This is a genomic window from Nitrospina watsonii (assembly GCF_946900835.1).
GTDB lineage: Bacteria > Nitrospinota > Nitrospinia > Nitrospinales > Nitrospinaceae > Nitrospina > Nitrospina watsonii.
The window spans coordinates 2,243,960-2,260,821 of record NZ_OX336137.1; the positions used below are offsets into that span (position 1 = coordinate 2,243,960).

Sequence of the window (16,862 nt, forward strand, 5' to 3'; positions counted from 1 at the left end):
AAGCCCGCCCGTTCAGGAAGGAGTTTCCTCCAGCATCCCTCCGTTTTGGAAGATGGGCAGCTTCAAGGTAAACCGCGTGCCCGAACCGGGGGTGCTGGCGCACTCGATGCTGCCACCGTGTTTTTGCACAATGCCATAGCTCACGGAAAGCCCGAGTCCGGTTCCCTTTACTTCCGCCTTGGTGGTGTAAAAAGGCTCAAAAATTTTGGGGATGTCTTCACTCGCGATGCCGCAGCCTGTGTCTTCGACCTGCACCGTCACCTCGGACTCCAGAACCGAGGTGACAACGCGGATTTTTCCGTTGGGACCGTGAATGGCCTCTTCCGCATTCTGCAACAGGTTCAAAGCCACCTGCTTGACCTGGTCTTCCACGCCCGTCACTTTGGGGAGGTTTTCGGCATACTGCTTGACCACCTGAATATTTTTGTTTTTAAAGTTTTTCACTTTCAACGCCATCATGTCATCGAAAACCTGGTGCAGGTCCAGAGCCACTGCCTTGCCCGTAGAAGGGCGGTAAAACTGCCTGAGCCGGGTGGCCAGATCCATGACCCGTGTCGTTTCGCGCACTGCCAGATCGGTCAGCCCCTGCAATTCCTCATTGAGGGTGTTGGCGCCCCGAATCTGTTCCAGAATATTGCGCACCCCCATCAGCGGGTTGTTGATCTCGTGCGCGATGGAGGCCGCCAGCTTGCCCACCGCGGAAAGCTTTTCCGCATGCATCAGTTGTTCATGGTAGGCCATCATGGTGGCGGTGCGTTCGCTGATTTTTTCTTCGAGGATCTGGTTCTGACTCTGGATCTGGTTGTGGAGCAGGCGGACTTCCAGAATGTTGCGGATGCGCGAACAGATTTCGGAGATTTCGAAAGGTTTGTTGACATAATCGCGGGCGCCCATGCGCAGGGCTCGCAGGCGGGTTTCCAGATCGGCCTGGGCGGTGAGCACCAGCACGGGAAGGTACGACTCCTTCTCGATCTCCTTCAGCCGCTCCATGATCTCAAACCCGTCGATCACCGGCATATTCAGATCGAGCAACACCAGATCCGGCCTGAAGGAGCGGTAGGTGTCCAGCACGCGCCGGGGATCGGTGACGGACTGAAAATTGCGGTACCCATCATGCTCCAGAACCTTTTCCAACAATTGGACGTTGGTCAGTTCGTCATCCACAATCAAAATTCTGGAAGCCGTGATGTCGCGTGCTGTGACCATACCGATCCCCATCCTCCCTGTGTCAAAGCAAAGTCCCTTCCATTTTAATCATTTTTCAGAATTTAGGAAGAATTTCTGAACTCGGAAAATGAGCGAATCTCCTTCCGAAACATTTTTCTCTCTTTCGAGAACAAGGTAGAATTGCGGAAGGTGACAGGATTCAGGCTTTATCTTGACTACGGGAGCACACCATGTGGAATTTCAGACCAGGACAGATCGTGATCGCCGTTCTCCTCGCCGTCGCCCTTCCCGTTGCGGCCTGGGCGCAGTTGAAGAACATTTACTCGCAACGCGACCGCTTCCACCCGGAAGTTGGCCACCACGGCATGGTGGTCAGCCAGGAAAACCAGGCCAGCGCCATCGGCGTCGAGATTTTAAAGCAAGGCGGCAACGCCGTGGATGCCGCAGTGGCGATCGGTTTCGCGCTGGCGGTCACCCTGCCGCGCGCCGGCAACATCGGCGGTGGCGGCTTCATGATGATCCACCTCGCAAAAACCGGCGAAACCGTGGTCATCGATTACCGCGAGAAGGCTCCGGCAGCAGCCCATCGAGACATGTACCTGAACGCCGACGGCAGCGTGAACCGGCGTTTACTGGAAGCACACCACCTCGCCTCGGGCGTTCCCGGTACGGTGGCGGGCCTGGCGCGGGCCCACAAACAATACGGTTCGCTGCCGTGGAAAGACCTCGTCGCTCCCGCCATCCAACTGGCCGAGCACGGCATCCCGATCAATTACGATCACCTCTTCACGCTGACCAAGGGGAAGCAACGCCTGCAACAATTCGAAGCCACACGCCAAATGTTCTACAAACCGGACGGCTCGATGTACCGCCTGGGCGAGACCATCGTGTTCCCGGACCTGGCGCATTCCCTCAAGCTGATCGCGGAGCAAGGCCCCTCGGCATTTTATGAAGGAGGGATCGCCCAAAAAATCGCCGCCGACATGCAGGCCAACGGCGGCCTCATCACCCTCGACGATCTCAAAAACTATGCACCGACGCTGCGCCAACCGGTGCGCGGCACGTATCGCGGTTACGAGGTCGTCAGCATGCCGCCGCCCAGCGCCGGCGGCATCCAGATCATCCAGATCCTCAACATGATCGAGCATTTTCCTTTACAGGAATACGGTCTCAACACGGCGCAGACCCTGCACCTGATCGCCGAGGCCATGCGCCGCTCGTTCGCCGACCGCAGCGAATTCATGGGCGACGCTGATTTCTGGCCGGTGCCGGTGGACACGCTCATCTCGAAGGAATACGCCGCCAGGCTGATCCGGGACCTCGATCCCAATCACGCCACGCCTTCCCGGCAGATCAAGCCCGGAACGTTCCTGAATAAGGAAAGCAACGAGACCACACACTTTTCGGTGATGGACGAAGCGGGCAACGTGGTGGCCAACACCTACACACTCAATTTCAGCTTCGGCTCCGGCATCGTCGTGCCCGGCACAGGGATTTTGTTGAACAACGAAATGGATGACTTCTCCGCCAAGGTGGGGGCAAAGAACGCGTATGGGTTATTGGGCGGCGACGCCAACGCCATCCAGCCCGGCAAGAAACCACTCAGTTCCATGTGCCCGACGATCGTGTTCAAGGACGGCAAGCCACTTCTCGCCACAGGCAGTCCCGGCGGACCGCGCCTGACCACGGCGACGTTGCAGGTGTTGATCAACGTGATGGATTTCGGCATGAACATCGCCGCCGCCACCAACGCGCCGCGCATCCACCATCAATGGATTCCCGACAAGCTGCGCGTGGAGAAGGGACTGAGCGGAGACACCATCAAGATTCTGAAAAGCATGGGACACGACGTGCGGGTGACCAACACCATCGGCTCCACGCAAACCGTCATGCGCAAGGGGAATTTCTTTTTCGGCGCGTCGGACCCGCGCCGTCCGGGAGCGGGGGCGCAGGGGTTTTAACGATTGAGAGGGAATCACTCCATGCGGCAGCCTGCTAAATCCAGTCGTCGAGGTCGAACTGCACCTGGCACTCCGGGCTGCGCATGTCCATGTAAAGGTCGGCCTGGTGGAACTGCGTGGTGAATTCTGAAAGGTGTTCGCAGGTCAGCCCCGCCTCCTCGATGCGTTGCTGATCTTTTTCCATCTCCGCCTGTCCGCCGTACTCCAGCACCACGGTGAAGCCGGTGGCGGCTTTGAATTGGAGGATGTAACGTTTGTCGGCGTTGTTCTGCCCGGGGGTTTCACTCATAACAACAAAATTCCTTTATAAATGCCCCACTCGTGATGGGCGGCAACCATCAAAACTTCACGGGTTGGGGGATATGACAAAATAATCTACAATGCGGGTGTCTATCCCAAGTCTAGTACGGGACACCCGGCATCACAATGCCTAAAACCGGCCCCTTGCAAAAGGGAAGCGCCGAATTGCAATCCTTGTTTGATCGTTCACGAGAGGGTACGCCATGTCCACCTTGCAAGAACTGGCTCCGGGCCTGATCCGCTGGTCCGAGTTTTCCGATGAAAAACAACTCAACTTCAACGGCTACTATCTGGCCCATGGCGGCGAGGCGGTGCTGATCGATCCGCCGGAACTGGACGCCGACGCCCTGCACACGCTGAAGGATACCGTCGCCCGCGCCGGGGGCAATCCGTTGAAAGCCATCCTTCTCACCAATGTGCACCACGACCGCGCCAGCCAGCGGCTGAAGGACGTCTTTCAAGTGCCCATCCACATCCATGAACAGGACAAACCCCTATTGGAATTCTCACCCGACGCCACCTTCGGGAATGGCGACACCCTGCCCTGCGGTTTGCAGGTGGTTCACCTGAAAGACCAGAAATCGCCGGGCGAGTGCGCCCTCCTGCAAAAGGAAAAGAAATGGTTGTTCGTGGGCGACGCCTTGATCGGCAAGGTACCGGGGGAGGTCAACCAACTGCCGCCGGATAAATTCGACGACATCACGAAAGCCAAGGAAGGTTTGAAGGTGCTGCTGAATTACGAGTTCGAGGATCTTCTGCTCGGTGACGGCGAACCCATCCGCGGCAACGCGCGCCAGACGCTGGATGTGTTCTTCACGGATTGAGGGCGCAACTCAGGCGGGACCGAACAGCTCGATTTCGCGCAGGGCGTACTCGATGGACGCGCCCATGCCCATCGGCTTGATATCGGGGAATACGGTGCCGGCGCGGTCGCTCTGCACCACCGTCGGGCTCTTGATGCTCTCGACCAACCGCTGCCCCACCCGCGCATACACGGGCGTGACCAGGCCCAGCCACAATCCGGAAAGCCACGGCGTCAGCACCGGCACCGGGACCAGCAACCGCTTCAGTCCGCGCTGACGGCAGTACTCCGCGATCAAATCCTTGTAAGACACCTGGTCGGCGCCGCCGATCTCGAAAATTTCGTTGTCCTCGGTTTGCAGGTCCACCGCCTGCACCAGATAAAGCGCCAGGTCGCAGATGCAGATGGGCTGCGCCTTCACCCGCACCCAGCGCGGCATGATCATGACCGGAAGCCGTTCCGACAACGCCCGGATCATTTCAAACGACAGGCTGCCGCGACCGAGAATGATGGAGGCCTGGAACTCGATCACCTGAATGCCCGAAGCGCGGAGCGTGTTGCCGACCTGTATGCGCGAGCGCAGGTGTGGCGACAGGTCTTCCGCCGGGTCGTGGGCGAGTCCGCCCAGATAGATGATGCGGCGCACCCCGGCGGCGTGGGCGGCCGCGCCGAAATTCTGCGCCGCCTGCTTTTCCTTCTCCTCGAAATCGTCTTTCTCGTCGAGGCTGTGCGCCAGGTAGAACACCGTATCGATGCCCTGCAACGGCTTGTGCAGCGATTCCGCATTCAGCAGGTCGCCGCGCACGAAGGTGACATCGTTGAACGAGGACTTTTTTTTCTCGACGCGGGACCGCGTCAAGCAGCGGATAGGATGGTTTTTTTCGCACAAACGCGGGATCAACTTGCTCCCGACGTACCCCGTGCCCCCCACCACCAGAATGTTCCTGCGACTGCCTTGCATGCAGCGCCCTCAAAAATGAATAACCTTTAAATTCTAAACCAACTGGGAGCGCTTAAGGAAGAAATAAGGAACAAATCCACAGGCGGGAAACACGCCATCCATCAGACCGAAAAGGGTGACGCGAAAAGTTTTTTTTAAAGGAGAGGTCGGCAAAGCAGAGTGACGAAGCACCCCTGAAACGAGACAATCCAAACTAAAAAAGCGGCTCCAATAGCCGCTTAATCCCAACGCCCAATAGGGGCCACTGTCAGTCGAATACTATCACTGTATAGCTTAGTGTTGCCGGGTTCTTTGTCAGGAAATCGGGTCTTTAAAAAAATTACTAAATACATTGTCTGTAGGTTCTGGGTCGGGAACATCAATTAAGTTTGGGGCAGGGTCACCTAAATACCGTTCCCAAATAATTTTGTTATATCTGAAAATAAGCATAGAAAATGAAGTCGAAACACGTCGGATATCATCAACAATATTTATGAGAGAGTTTTCGTCATTTAAAAAGCCACCCATAAAAATAAAGTGCCCATTAGAGAACATGCTCTCAAGGCGAGATCGTGGCGCGTGGATTGTGAACCCTATCTCACCTGAAGCATCTAAATATTTTTCCATCTTTTTAGAATCATAATGACTGGCAATTTTATTTCTTATGGTTAAGATTTTATTACCGGGATTATTAAAATAGTTTTCTAGAAACAGCAGGTACTCTTTTCCCTTGGAATCCAAATAAGAGACATATTCATTTAGAAACCAATTCTTTTCACAACGACATTCTAAATATTCAGCATTAGCAGGGTCTTTTTCTTTAACTGTTCTTAAATCAATCTTCTGCCACCCTTCAAATATTTTCCCGCAAATAACATAAATCAGATTACACGCGATTTGACTATTGGCACTTCGTAAAACTTTATTTTTTGGTTCATACCCAACAGCGCTCACTAACAATTTTCTAAAAACATTAATATCCGTCAAAACCATTGATAACTGAACAAATAACATGCGCTCTCTTTTGGGTATCTTTTCAAGATTTTCTCTTGAAACAAACCATTCGAATATCTGCATAATAAAAACCTAAGATTTAGTGCGAAGGGCGGGAATCGAACCCGCACGGTGTTTCCACCCCAGGATTTTAAGTCCTGTGCGTCTACCAATTCCGCCACCTTCGCATGATTGGTTTTTCTCAGGGGAAGATCAGACCATCACTTCCCCTCCTTTCCAAGGAGGGGATTGAGGGGAGGTAATGAAGACCCCATCCTTCCGGAAAAGATAACCCAAAAGGCAACCCCACCCAGCCCTCCCCTTGGTAAGGGGAGGGGAAACCGAAAGTCCGGCTTATAAAAATCCCTCGTCGCCTCCCTTACAGGGAGTGGAAGCGAGTCCTGCGCTGAGGGCTTATGACCATTTGCCGCTTAATCCAAGAGCGATCCGTTTCCTCCGGGCGTGGCCCGGCTCCTCGGATGAAAACCCTGTAAGGAAAAACCCCCCTCGCCCCCCTTACAAGGGGGGATCATCAGCACCCTCACCCCAGCCCGTCACTCAAGGAGTGCCCCTTGGTAAGGGGAGGGTTTATGGAAAGACCCGCGCCAACCCCAATTCACCCGCCGCCCGGGCCACGCCCGGAGGGAACGGCCACACGAAAGTCCCTCTTCCTTACAGGAGAGGATACATAGAGGATAACCACCCCTCAGTCCCCTCCTTGGAAAGGAGGGGCCGGCTTAAAGCCGGAATAAACGTGAGCCCATCAGGAATTGGATCCCCCCCACCAGCGCCTGCAATCAACGCATTACCCAAGCCTCCCCCCACATGGTGGGGCGCTCAAATGTAGCAGTTTTTGGCCGAAAATCAAACAATCCCCCATTCCCGCCGAATCGCCCGCCCCGCCGCCGCATCTAAAGGAAGACAGGACGAGGCCGTCCTGCACTACTTTCTTCCCTCAATTTTTCGGCGCTGTTCCGGAATACAGGTATGATAAGGTAACGGGAAGCTGGAGCCGCCCGGTGCGGTTCCCACAACTCAACTTCAACTCACTTTTTATATAGATCGATCCCGACATGGCACAAACCAAAAAATTCAGCGTCATCGCCACGGAACCCACGCCGAACTCGGCCGCGTTCAAATTTGTGGTGAACAATGTCATCATCAAGGATGGCGGCTCGCGCGCGTTCAACAATGAACAGGAAGCGGAGTCCGATCCCTTCGCCAAGGAAATCTTCGATTTCGGCGTGGTGGACTTCCTCTACATCAAAGAGCGCTTTGTTTCCATCACCCTCATCGCGCCGGACGAGTGGGACGATATGTTCGATCCCTTCATCCAGACGATCGAGGAACACCTGGTGCCTTACGAGGATGCCGACGCGGAACCGGAAAAATCGATTCTCGATGACGTGGACCTCGACAAGTTCATGGACTACGACGACGACACCAAGCGGGAAATCATCGATGCGTTCATGGACGAGGGCGTGCGCCCGGCGCTGGCGCAGGACGGCGGCGGCCTTCTGGTGAAGGATGTGGACGGCGACGTGGTCTCCGTTCAATACCAGGGCGCGTGCGGCAGTTGTTCCAAATCGGAATCGAGCACGTTGTCGGCGATGCAGAACATCCTGCAGAAAAGCATCCACCCGGAACTGAAGGTGGTCATCCGCGGCTTCGGCGACATCTGACCCGGCGGGGGCCTGGGGCCGGCGCGGTGATTCCCGGTGGGCGAATGATGCTCCTCCATCCCTTTCAAACCCTATCGGCATTCACAGGCGAACGGCCTTTGGCGTGCGTCCGCCGACCCTCGTTCGCAACCAACGCATGAGCCCGCTTGCTACACACTACGTGTCATGAAAAATCCCAAACGCGTTCTCGGTAAAATCCTCGGTAAGGAGGCGGACCTGGCTGCGTTCGAAGCGTCGGGCGAATCGATCGAGCTTCTGGTGGAGACGCTGCGCGAGGTGCAGAAGATGCGCCGCCTCGCCCAATGGTTGCGGGAACACAGCGGCATCGAGGCCGCACTGCCTCCGGAATCCTTCCACAAACTGCTCGACCTGCCGGAAATCAATTTTCACGAAACCACCGACCGCAACCTCGACGTTCAGCAACACTCCCTGAAAGATGTGCGCCAGCCCGGCGACCCGGTCACCGTCGCCAATCTCAACACTTATCTACGCGAACTGTTCCGCGACCTGTCCTCGCTCAGCCAATCGAAAACCAACGACCACGGCACGCTGCTGCTGGGGCCGGGCATCTCCGGCGACCTGGTGGACCGCGTCAACGATTACATTCTGCGATTGCGAAGGCTGCACTGGAAAGGTGTGGGGTTTCTGTTTACCGGTTTTCAGGCGCGTGGCATCGAAAAACAATTCGAGGCATTGTTCCCCGACGCACGGCGGGCGCATCCGCTACGCCATCATTTGAAGGAAGTGCAGTGGGAGTTGGGGTTTTACCGGCGCTGCCTGGAGATCAACATCCGCTGGGCGGCAACGGGGCTGGATCTGTTCGCGGTGCTGCGCCGGGACGCATTGCACCAGACGGTGGAAAACGTAGGCGAGCTGGGCAGCGGTTTGTGGACGGTGGTGTACAACGGCCTGCAACTGAAAACCACCTTGCCGCTGGCGGGCATCCGCCTCGAAGACGGACACACGCTGTTCAATCCGGAAAGCGTGCCCCTGCACGCGGCGTAGGGTTCAAAGGCTGATGGAACCAAAGGAATCCTACACCAAAACCCCACCCTAACCCTCCCCTTGGTAAGGGGAGGGTATTTTAGTTGGACCCTTTACCAAAGATCATACGTGTTGTCATTCTGAGCGTCAGCGAAGAATCTATGGGTTGCTTTTCAATTCCTCTTGCAGGACCATTCGGTTTTAAAAGGAAGGCCATTGATTCTTTATTCCAATGATAATGATTAGAAAACGAACGCAAGGGGGTAAAGTCGGCCGGGGCACGAAAGCCGGTCTTAAATGGACCCTCCCCTTACCAAGGGGAGGGCTGGGTGGGGTCGATCAAACAATCTATCCTAAAGGTGGCCGCTGGTCTTGACCTGAAAGCCTTCGTCCTTATCCAGCAGCAACTGCTTGATGGTGGTCTTCGGCTGCATTTCCTTGAGCGCGTTTTTGCCTTCTTCCTTGATCTTGTTGAGGCGCATGTCCAGCCGCACCAGGTTGGTGAACAAGGGTAAAAATTTGGCGAGGTACTTGGCGCCCTCGTCGGTGATGTCGTTGTCGGACAGGGTCAGGCTTTTGAGGCTGAGCAGGTTGTCCGACGTGGCCAGGTACTTCATGCCTTCGTTGCCGATTTTATTATAGAACAGGTTCAGCGATGTGAGGTTCTTCAGGTACGGCGAGCGGGCGATGGATTTCATGCCTTTGGGGCCGATCAGGTTGGTGCCCATTTCCAGCGTGGTCAACCCTTCCAGGAAATCCATGTTGGCCAGGTCCTTGGCGCCGAATTCCTTCAGATAGACCGCCGTGATGTCCAGCGTTTTTCCATCCTTGCTGAGTTCCGCCTTGACGATCTCGACCGATTCTTCAAAGCCCCGGTTCTGCCCCCGGGCTTCCCGGTTCAACGACATGTCCATGGAAAATCACCTCCGTAATTCCATATATATTTCGAGGCGCGGCGGCAATTCGCCGTGCACCCATTGAGTCCGCAAAATGGCGGTGGGAGAACGATTCAGGCTCTCACAGCCTGTACTCCCTCCGGCCTCCGCCCGCATCCAAAAATTTGCTGAAAGCGGGCCGTTTTGTTGGTGTTCCGGGCCATTCTTTGTTATATTGTGCTTAAATATTTTAACCCGAATGCATCGATTTTAGGAGTCTTTTTGTAATGGCTAATTTAAGTCAGTCTGAACTTGAGGTCAGCCTTGGCAATAATGTCATCGTGACTCAAATGACTCAGGCTGTGAACTGGGCACGCAAATACTCTTTCTTCATATATCCTTTTATTACAGCTTGTTGTGGCATGGAATTCATGTCCGTCGCCGGTCCCCGTTATGACTTGGACCGTTTCGGCGCCGCCTTTCCGCGCTTTTCGCCGCGCCAGGCGGATCTGTTGATGGTGGTCGGCACCATCAGCCACAAGCAGGCTCCCATTCTGGTCAAGGTGTACAACCAGATGGCCGAGCCGAAATGGGTGGTCGCCTACGGCGTGTGCACGGTGTCGGGCGGATTCTACGACAACTACGCCACGGTGATGGGCATCGACACCCTCATCCCGGTGGACGTGTACATCCCCGGATGTCCGCCCCGGCCGGAGATGGTGATCGACGCCTTGATCAAGTTGCAGGACAAGGTTCAGCAGGAAACCCTGTCGGACCACGTCAAGGGCCCCGCTTTGGTGACCCCGAACGAGTACCTGTAAGGCCCTCCGGTTTCAAACCGGTTTCCAACGCATTCCATAAGCCTCCGGTGAGTGACTCACCGGGGGCTTTTTTGTTTGATCGCATCGACCAGCTTCCGCCCCGCCTGTTTCTCCACAGCCGTCATCCCCGGGAGTTCCATCATTTTTTCGATGCCGCCCAGTTTCGCCTGCACGAAATTCAAAAAATCCTCACGCGCCGCTTCAGGCACGGATAAATCGACTTCGTCTGCGGTGCCGAGGAACCGCCGCTTCAAATAATGAAAATATAAAATGGAACGCTGGCTGGAGTCTTTGATGTTCATGCCGTGCTTCAGGTGCATCTGCGCTTCGTTCTTGCGGTCGATGATGTAACCCAGACGCGTGTTGTCGTCCTTCGTCATTTGCAGATCGAAAATATCCATGGCCTGCTGGAAGGCCTTGCCACTCACCGGCGCTTCCGGCAAGGTCAGGGTCCGCACTGCGGCGACATCGAGAAGGAACGAACGGATGCCGGTGCGCTCGCTCCAGTACGCGGCCTCCAGAGGATGCGCGCGGTAGAGCCGGCTCGCCGCCTCCAGCACCGGCGTCATGCTTTGCACGCCGGTGGCCAACCGATTCAGCACATCCTCGTCGAAGTCGCTCAAAAACCACTGCACTTCACGCGGCACGTTGAGTTTGTCCCTGGTGCTGCGCTCGAAATACGCGTTCAGGATTTCGTCCAGTTCCGGCACGAAAAAGGCCCGCATCACATCCTCGAAATACGGGTAGTTGAGCAGCAGGAAACGCGGGTCCGAACGCACGTTCAAGCCGTACGCTTCGAGTTCGTTGACATGTCCGAGAAACGGTTGCGACAGGTGCAGCACTTCGTGCAGGTGGGTGGCGCGCCCGTAGGCCTTTTCATCGATGAGGATCGACGCGGGAGAAATGCGGATGGTGTCGAACGTGGCGTGGGCCAGTTGCCCTTCCTGCAGGAGGGCATCGGCATAGGGCTGGATGATGTACTGCCGGATCGGGATCTCGCGCACTTCCGGCATCATTTCCTTCAACCGCGTCAACGCCCACTGCATGCGCGCCTGCGCTTTCTCCACGATCTCGGCAGGCTGGTGACAACGCCCGCACTCATAATTCTGAAATCCGGGAATGAGAAAGGTGGTGAGCGCATCCGAGTCGCCGAGCGGCAGTTGCATCTCAAACGACTGGAGACGGTCCACGCGACCGGTGGGATCGGGTTTAGGCCGATGCGGATCGATGAGAGAGTTCAATTCGCCGACGCCCACCGGCGGCTGCGCCGCAGCCACGGCAGCCCAAACCAACAGCAGACAGACGCCGATCCCCACTCGGACCTTGAACGGCACGGTGCGCAATCAACCTCCCTGCTGCGACGTGGCTTCCCGCAGCACATTCAACCGCTGCCAGACGCTGACCACCTTGCGGCCATTGCGATCTTCCTTCTTGCCGTCCCACACCGCGAATGCGATCAGGATCGGGTCTTCCTTATTGAGCTTGGCATCCCATTTGCCCATAGTATCCATATCGCGCAAAAACACCACATCCCATTCGCCGTCTTCCCAGGTGCCATAGCCCAGCACGTTCTGCTGTTCCTTGGGTTGCGGCGTGATGGTGCCGAAGCCCTCGCCGTTCAATTCCTCGACCGTATTCTGCGCGGTGGTGCCCAGTTTGGCGACGGGGTTGGTCATGGTGCCGCCGAAGATGAGTGCATCCATGTCCACGCCACCGGTGGAATATTCGGAATCTTCCGTCGCCTCAATGGTTTCTTCCAGGCCCGCTTTCCAGTGCCAGATGTTGACCGGCTTGCCGCGGTTGCCCATGCCAAAGAACGGCTCGTTGTGACCGTGGGTGTGGAGCGTCACATCGCCCAGCGCCAGCTGCACCGCCGAGCCGTCTCGAAACACATCGCCCCGGTTTTCGACAAAACCGTCCTTGGTGGAATCCTTCCAGCGCAGGCGGATGGCGAGTTGCTTGCCATTGTTGACGGACTGGAAACGGATCACCTCCACCGCGTCGCGCCGGGCCGACAGGGGCCGCAACACGATGCGGGTGGTCTCCACTTTCTCCCAGACCGGGCTGGCCGGATCCGTGTCCAGTTCATACGGCATGTAAAACGAATAGACGTCGGTCTCGAACTCGCCCTTCGCAAACTCCTTGGCAAAGCGGGAACGGATGAAATGCACCAGCGCCCAGCGATCCTCTTCCGGCAAGTTCGCGTAGGAGTTCATCGGTGTGCCATCAAGCCCCGTGGACAACGTTTTGAAAATGTCTTGGGGACGGTACCCGGCTTTCAGGTAATTGGGGTTGGTGATGTCGTGCACGAACACCGCGTGCTTCCACGCGTCCTTCAACGATCCTGCCAGCTTGCCGTCGCCCTTTCCGGACATGCCGTGGCAGTCGTCGCACTTGTGCTCGTCAAACAGTTCCCTGCCGCGTGCGATCGTTTTCGCGGTTGGCTCCGGCGCTTTGGGGATTTCAATCTTCGGTCCGGGAGGCTCCTCGCGAAAGCGGTCGGAAAAACTTTTGATCATGTTGACCAGCGCCCAGGTGTCCTGCGGCGACAGAGCCGCTTCCCAGGCGGGCATCGACGTATTGGGCACGCCTTTTATGATGGTGCGGTACAGGTCTTCATCGCGCGGCAGGGTGCCGGTCGGTGTGGAGCGGAATTTGAAAATGCCTTTGCGGAAATCGCGCGGCCAGGGATAGAGGTAGTCCACGGCTTCACCGCCGCCGTTGCCGTCCTTGCCATGGCAGAACACACACATGTGCAGGTAGATGTTGCGGCCCCGCGCCATCAGAGCCTGGCTTTTGGTCTGAGGCTGCTGGATGTTGGACAGATCGTGCTCGCCCCGCGTCAGAAACGAATCCTTGCCGCCGCCATGCATGTCATGGCCCATGTCGTGACCGCCCATATCATGCTGCATGTCATGGCCCATGTCGTGACCCATGTCATGACCGCCATGATCCATCTTCATTTCCCCCTTCGGAGCCGGGTCCGCGTATTCCGATCCGGGGGTGGGGGCTTCTTTGTCTTCATTGCCGAACTGGATCATGCCCTCGGGTTTTTCCGGCAGGTTTTCCAGGTCGTGCTCGTGCTTCTGCTCACCGTGTGAGAAAACGCCTGCAGGGGTGAAAAAGACGAGGAACGCGGCGATCATGCCCAGTGCCGTCACGGTTTGCCAGAACCCCGAGCCACCCTTGATAAATCTCTTCATTGCCTCAGACCCCCTAAGAAATTGGGGCAACCTCCCCCAACTCATTTGTGATCATTGCTTGACTTCACGCACCAGCTTGACCCCCTGGTCCAGGTCTCCCAGATCCTTGAGGTTGAAATAATCCTCGCTCTGCCCCAGACCGAAATACCAGGCGTGGTCCAGGTTGCGCTCGTCCCGGCTCCACAGGTAATAGCTGCCGCCGCCTGCAAACACCTCGGGCAGGCCGATGGGTTCCCCGTCCTTGCTCGCCAACGGCCGTCGGGAATCCCACAGTGCATTGAGTTCGTCCATGCTGGGCAAACGCCAGTCGTTGTGCCCGGCAAATTTTTCGGCGTTTTTGCCGTTGACGTATTCGAGGGCCTCGTACCAGTTCATGCCGTGTTCCAATTCGTGGTAGGAATCCTGAGCCTGCCACATCAGGCCCGTTTTCGTGTCCAGCACCGTCCCGTTTCCGTTTTTCTCAAAACGTGCGTCGGCAGCGGCGGCGGCGGAAAAACCCATCAGCAGAATCCACATCAACAGCAGGAGCGGGATCGAGTAGGCAAAACGCATGGAAACACCTTGATTAAGAATGAAAATCATTTGAACGGCAACGTTCCTTTATTATACTTACCGGGTAACGGCAAGCCAAACCCTTTTTATTATAATGATTTCAGAGGCTTCCATGAAAGTCACCATCCTTGGTTCCGGAACCGCCTTCCCCGATCTGACGCGCAACTCCGCCGGCGTTCTGCTCGAACACGAGGGACGCCGTTATCTGATCGATTGTGGTTATGGCACCGTGCATCAATTGCTGCGCCTCAACATCACCTACCACGACATCGACGGCATCTTCTTCACGCATCACCACCCCGACCACATGTGCGATCTGATTTATTTTCTGTTCGGCAGCCAATACCCCGGCGACCCGCGCACGAACGATCTGCCGATCGTCGCCGCGCCCGGATTCCGCGCCTACTTCGACACTCTGATGGCCGCGTTCAACCACTGGCTGGTGCCGAAGACCTATCAGGTGAACATTCTGGAGCAGGATGAAGAAACGCGCGATCACCACGGCCTCCAGGTGACCACCGCCCGCGTGCAGCACATTGAGATGAGCCGCGGTTACCGCTTCGAAGATGCCCGCGGCAACAGCGTCGCCATCTCCGGCGACACCGATTACCATCCCAACATGGCGGCGCTCGGCCGCGATGCGGACCTGATGGTCCTCGAATGCGCCACGCCCGATGCAATGAAAGTGGCCAAGCATTCCACTCCGGCGATCTGCGGCCGCATGGCCCGCGAAGCCGGTTGCAAAACCCTCTGCCTCACCCACTTTTACCCGCCCTGCGACGATGCCGTCCTTCTCGAAGAATGCCGCAGGGAATTCGACGGCAACATCGTGCTGGCTGAGGACCTCACCGCCTTCAACTTCTAATAAATCCCTTGCAGTGACAATTTATGCGCCCAGACCAAAGTCGGCTTTTCCGGTGACATAATTTGTCGTTCCGGGACGCCCATCGAGGTGGAACCTCATCCCCCCCTACGTCGCCATCCCTTCCCCCGAGTGCCCCTGCAACCCTAAGAAGGCCTATTTCAATTGTTTTTTAAAGGGCCTCCAGCTCTCTTCATTTTTATATCAGCTTTTTTAAGTTTTGGAACGGGGTTTGCTTTTTCAGGAGGTATGAAGGCACCGAACCGGTCATCCAGAAAGGAATGCATCATGAATCGTCACCGCCAGCCCCTGCTCATCCTGACGCTCACCCTGTTGCTCTCCGGACTTTTTGTCGAGAACGCGCTCGCCCGCTGCCTGTTTTCCGGTTTCGGCCTGAGCACCGAATTCAGCCAATGGACCTGCCTCGCCATCATGGTGCTGCTGACCGGCACGATTTTTTACAAAAAGTTCATCGAGCCGGATGCGACGGCAATTACTGAGGACGAAACGGGCCTTGCGCTGGAAGAACCTGCCGCCTGTGAACGGGAGCCGCAACATTCCGCCGCACGCGAATTGAAGATCGGCCAGAACTTTTCCTCCTGGGCCAGGCTGAGCAGCCGATGAGCCAGAACGGGAACTGAACCCGCGTCCACATCCCAAACCCATCACTCGGCGAATTCCCGCAGAACGCATGCGCCCACGCGGTTCTGCCGGAAGGGCCTTTATTCAAAACCACCCCTCCCTTCGATACCTGATTTTTCTAATCCATAACCCCAGCCAGTATTTCCTGAAGAACTCCAGTTTCGAGATCAACGACAAATGGTACGACTCGCTAACCGGGACATACCAACTATTCAGGCCCGTTCGGAGGATCACCTGGTAACCATTCGCAACCATGTGGTCGTGCTTGTCGTGGCTGGTGACATGATCCTCCAGCAGCACCAGCCTCGGTTTCCATTTGGACAGTGTGAACCCCTTGAACATTTCCATTTCGTGGCCTTCGATATCGATCGAAATGAAATCGAATCCAATCGGCGCCTCGTTATCTTCCAGAATGGAATCCAGCGTTTTGCAGATCACCTCGATCGTCTCCTGACTGTGAGTGCCAATCGCAATCGGGTCGCGGTTTAAAGTGGAGTGGCCTCCGGCAACGATGAGAGTCAGGGTTTTATTATGATTTTCAGGGCTGGAACAGGCGTGCTGAACCACAGTTCCCTTGCGTTGCTGCCGCAACAATTCGCAGTAATGCGGCAGCGGCTCCAGCAGCAGTCCCTCCCAGCCCAATTGCTCTAGGTGCCGGGTTTGCGATCCAATGACGGGCTCATTAGCCCCGACATCCACATAATAGCCAACATCCCGATTGTGAAAAAAACCTCGGATGAGTTCCTGCTCCCCCTGCGGCGGATTGTGGAACCGGGTCACTTTTTTTGTTTCAAAATCAATCGGCATCGTCGGTGCGTAAAAAAATTCAAAGGCCTCATTAGCATTCGCCCGCAACCAAAGGTATCGTCATGTGGCATCGAGGACGTGCCTTGGCCCCCTACCAAATCCCTGCAGGCACTTCTGGTTCCAGCGCCCATTTTTGGCAAACCTCGCTGACCAATTTTGTCATTTTTCCGGGAAAGGTGCCTCAAAAAGAACCCTGTTTGCATGAGGCTCCATAGGCAGCCACCCATCATTGGATTCGACTCAAAACTTTACTGATTCCATTTTTTAAATG

The 16,862-nt window shown here is 56.1% G+C and carries 16 protein-coding genes and 1 tRNA gene; 7 read left to right on the top strand and 10 right to left on the bottom strand.

The annotated features are described in order from the left end of the window. Positions 1 to 12: 12 nt before the first annotated feature. Complete coding sequence (locus tag QML71_RS10370; RefSeq protein WP_282011850.1) at positions 13 to 1,206, bottom strand: sensor histidine kinase; 1,194 nt, start codon at positions 1,204 to 1,206, stop codon at positions 13 to 15. A gap of 191 nt (positions 1,207 to 1,397) precedes the next feature. Between QML71_RS10370 and ggt the strand changes: the two genes are divergently transcribed. After that, positions 1,398 to 3,128, top strand: coding sequence for a gamma-glutamyltransferase (gene ggt / locus QML71_RS10375; RefSeq protein WP_282011851.1), 1,731 nt, complete (start codon positions 1,398 to 1,400; stop codon positions 3,126 to 3,128). 34 nt (positions 3,129 to 3,162) lie between these two features. Here the strand turns inward: ggt and QML71_RS10380 are convergent, their stop codons facing one another. Continuing rightward, positions 3,163 to 3,417: a hypothetical protein gene (locus QML71_RS10380; protein ID WP_282011852.1), complete on the bottom strand. Its 255-nt coding sequence runs from the start codon at positions 3,415 to 3,417 to the stop codon at positions 3,163 to 3,165. 214 nt (positions 3,418 to 3,631) lie between these two features. On the opposite strand from QML71_RS10380, the gene QML71_RS10385 reads away from it, so the two are divergent. Further along, positions 3,632 to 4,252: an MBL fold metallo-hydrolase gene (locus QML71_RS10385; protein WP_282011853.1), complete on the top strand. Its 621-nt coding sequence runs from the start codon at positions 3,632 to 3,634 to the stop codon at positions 4,250 to 4,252. Positions 4,253 to 4,261: 9 nt separating this feature from the next. Here QML71_RS10385 and QML71_RS10390 read toward each other — a convergent pair whose 3' ends face one another. From QML71_RS10390 to QML71_RS10400, 3 genes are all read right to left on the bottom strand, one after another. After that, positions 4,262 to 5,191 (bottom strand): NmrA family NAD(P)-binding protein, encoded by a 930-nt coding sequence (locus QML71_RS10390; RefSeq protein ID WP_282011854.1) that lies wholly within the window; start codon positions 5,189 to 5,191, stop codon positions 4,262 to 4,264. Positions 5,192 to 5,485: 294 nt separating this feature from the next. After that, positions 5,486 to 6,247 (bottom strand): hypothetical protein, encoded by a 762-nt coding sequence (locus QML71_RS10395; RefSeq protein ID WP_282011855.1) that lies wholly within the window; start codon positions 6,245 to 6,247, stop codon positions 5,486 to 5,488. 20 nt (positions 6,248 to 6,267) lie between these two features. Then, a tRNA-Leu gene (locus QML71_RS10400) sits at positions 6,268 to 6,351 on the bottom strand. Positions 6,352 to 7,236: 885 nt separating this feature from the next. On the opposite strand from QML71_RS10400, the gene QML71_RS10405 reads away from it, so the two are divergent. Beyond that, positions 7,237 to 7,845, top strand: a complete 609-nt coding sequence (locus QML71_RS10405) for a NifU family protein (protein ID WP_282011856.1) — start codon at positions 7,237 to 7,239, stop codon at positions 7,843 to 7,845. 165 nt (positions 7,846 to 8,010) lie between these two features. Continuing rightward, the gene (locus tag QML71_RS10410) at positions 8,011 to 8,850 is read left to right on the top strand and encodes a hypothetical protein (protein ID WP_282011857.1); all 840 of its coding nucleotides are present in this window, start codon (positions 8,011 to 8,013) and stop codon (positions 8,848 to 8,850) included. A 332-nt stretch (positions 8,851 to 9,182) separates the two neighbouring features. Here QML71_RS10410 and QML71_RS10415 read toward each other — a convergent pair whose 3' ends face one another. Next, positions 9,183 to 9,743 (bottom strand): leucine-rich repeat domain-containing protein, encoded by a 561-nt coding sequence (locus tag QML71_RS10415; RefSeq protein WP_282011858.1) that lies wholly within the window; start codon positions 9,741 to 9,743, stop codon positions 9,183 to 9,185. A 248-nt stretch (positions 9,744 to 9,991) separates the two neighbouring features. On the opposite strand from QML71_RS10415, the gene nuoB reads away from it, so the two are divergent. After that, a complete protein-coding gene (gene nuoB / locus QML71_RS10420; RefSeq protein ID WP_282011859.1) occupies positions 9,992 to 10,525 on the top strand; it encodes an NADH-quinone oxidoreductase subunit NuoB in 534 nt (177 codons plus the stop codon). Positions 10,526 to 10,581: 56 nt separating this feature from the next. Here the strand turns inward: nuoB and QML71_RS10425 are convergent, their stop codons facing one another. The 3 genes from QML71_RS10425 to QML71_RS10435 are packed head-to-tail and all read right to left on the bottom strand — an operon-like array spanning position 10,582 to position 14,280. Continuing rightward, positions 10,582 to 11,868: a hypothetical protein gene (locus QML71_RS10425; protein WP_282011860.1), complete on the bottom strand. Its 1,287-nt coding sequence runs from the start codon at positions 11,866 to 11,868 to the stop codon at positions 10,582 to 10,584. Beyond that, entirely contained in the window at positions 11,869 to 13,728 is a 1,860-nt protein-coding gene (locus QML71_RS10430; protein ID WP_282011861.1) for an ethylbenzene dehydrogenase-related protein, read from the bottom strand. 51 nt (positions 13,729 to 13,779) lie between these two features. Continuing rightward, positions 13,780 to 14,280, bottom strand: a complete 501-nt coding sequence (locus QML71_RS10435) for an Lcl C-terminal domain-containing protein (protein WP_282011862.1) — start codon at positions 14,278 to 14,280, stop codon at positions 13,780 to 13,782. 112 nt (positions 14,281 to 14,392) lie between these two features. Here QML71_RS10435 and QML71_RS10440 point away from each other — a divergent pair, with 112 nt between their 5' ends. Then, positions 14,393 to 15,145 carry an MBL fold metallo-hydrolase gene (locus QML71_RS10440; RefSeq protein WP_282011863.1) on the top strand — a complete coding sequence of 251 codons (753 nt, stop codon included), beginning with the start codon at positions 14,393 to 14,395 and terminating at the stop codon, positions 15,143 to 15,145. A gap of 285 nt (positions 15,146 to 15,430) precedes the next feature. Continuing rightward, a complete protein-coding gene (locus QML71_RS10445) occupies positions 15,431 to 15,766 on the top strand; it encodes a hypothetical protein (RefSeq protein WP_282011864.1) in 336 nt (111 codons plus the stop codon). A gap of 102 nt (positions 15,767 to 15,868) precedes the next feature. Here the strand turns inward: QML71_RS10445 and QML71_RS10450 are convergent, their stop codons facing one another. Next, entirely contained in the window at positions 15,869 to 16,591 is a 723-nt protein-coding gene (locus QML71_RS10450; protein ID WP_282011865.1) for an FkbM family methyltransferase, read from the bottom strand. Positions 16,592 to 16,862 lie beyond the last annotated feature (271 nt).

Bases quoted from the DNA above. Each gene is read 5' to 3' on its own strand.
- QML71_RS10370 (WP_282011850.1), bottom strand. From the start codon at position 1,206: ATGGTCACAGCACGCGACATCACGGCTTCCAGAATTTTGATTGTGGAT.
- ggt (WP_282011851.1), top strand. From the start codon at position 1,398: ATGTGGAATTTCAGACCAGGACAGATCGTGATCGCCGTTCTCCTCGCC.
- QML71_RS10380 (WP_282011852.1), bottom strand. From the start codon at position 3,417: ATGAGTGAAACCCCCGGGCAGAACAACGCCGACAAACGTTACATCCTC.
- QML71_RS10385 (WP_282011853.1), top strand. From the start codon at position 3,632: ATGTCCACCTTGCAAGAACTGGCTCCGGGCCTGATCCGCTGGTCCGAG.
- QML71_RS10390 (WP_282011854.1), bottom strand. From the start codon at position 5,191: ATGCAAGGCAGTCGCAGGAACATTCTGGTGGTGGGGGGCACGGGGTAC.
- QML71_RS10395 (WP_282011855.1), bottom strand. From the start codon at position 6,247: ATGCAGATATTCGAATGGTTTGTTTCAAGAGAAAATCTTGAAAAGATA.
- QML71_RS10405 (WP_282011856.1), top strand. From the start codon at position 7,237: ATGGCACAAACCAAAAAATTCAGCGTCATCGCCACGGAACCCACGCCG.
- QML71_RS10410 (WP_282011857.1), top strand. From the start codon at position 8,011: ATGAAAAATCCCAAACGCGTTCTCGGTAAAATCCTCGGTAAGGAGGCG.
- QML71_RS10415 (WP_282011858.1), bottom strand. From the start codon at position 9,743: ATGGACATGTCGTTGAACCGGGAAGCCCGGGGGCAGAACCGGGGCTTT.
- nuoB (WP_282011859.1), top strand. From the start codon at position 9,992: ATGGCTAATTTAAGTCAGTCTGAACTTGAGGTCAGCCTTGGCAATAAT.
- QML71_RS10430 (WP_282011861.1), bottom strand. From the start codon at position 13,728: ATGAAGAGATTTATCAAGGGTGGCTCGGGGTTCTGGCAAACCGTGACG.
- QML71_RS10435 (WP_282011862.1), bottom strand. From the start codon at position 14,280: ATGCGTTTTGCCTACTCGATCCCGCTCCTGCTGTTGATGTGGATTCTG.
- QML71_RS10440 (WP_282011863.1), top strand. From the start codon at position 14,393: ATGAAAGTCACCATCCTTGGTTCCGGAACCGCCTTCCCCGATCTGACG.
- QML71_RS10445 (WP_282011864.1), top strand. From the start codon at position 15,431: ATGAATCGTCACCGCCAGCCCCTGCTCATCCTGACGCTCACCCTGTTG.
- QML71_RS10450 (WP_282011865.1), bottom strand. From the start codon at position 16,591: ATGCCGATTGATTTTGAAACAAAAAAAGTGACCCGGTTCCACAATCCG.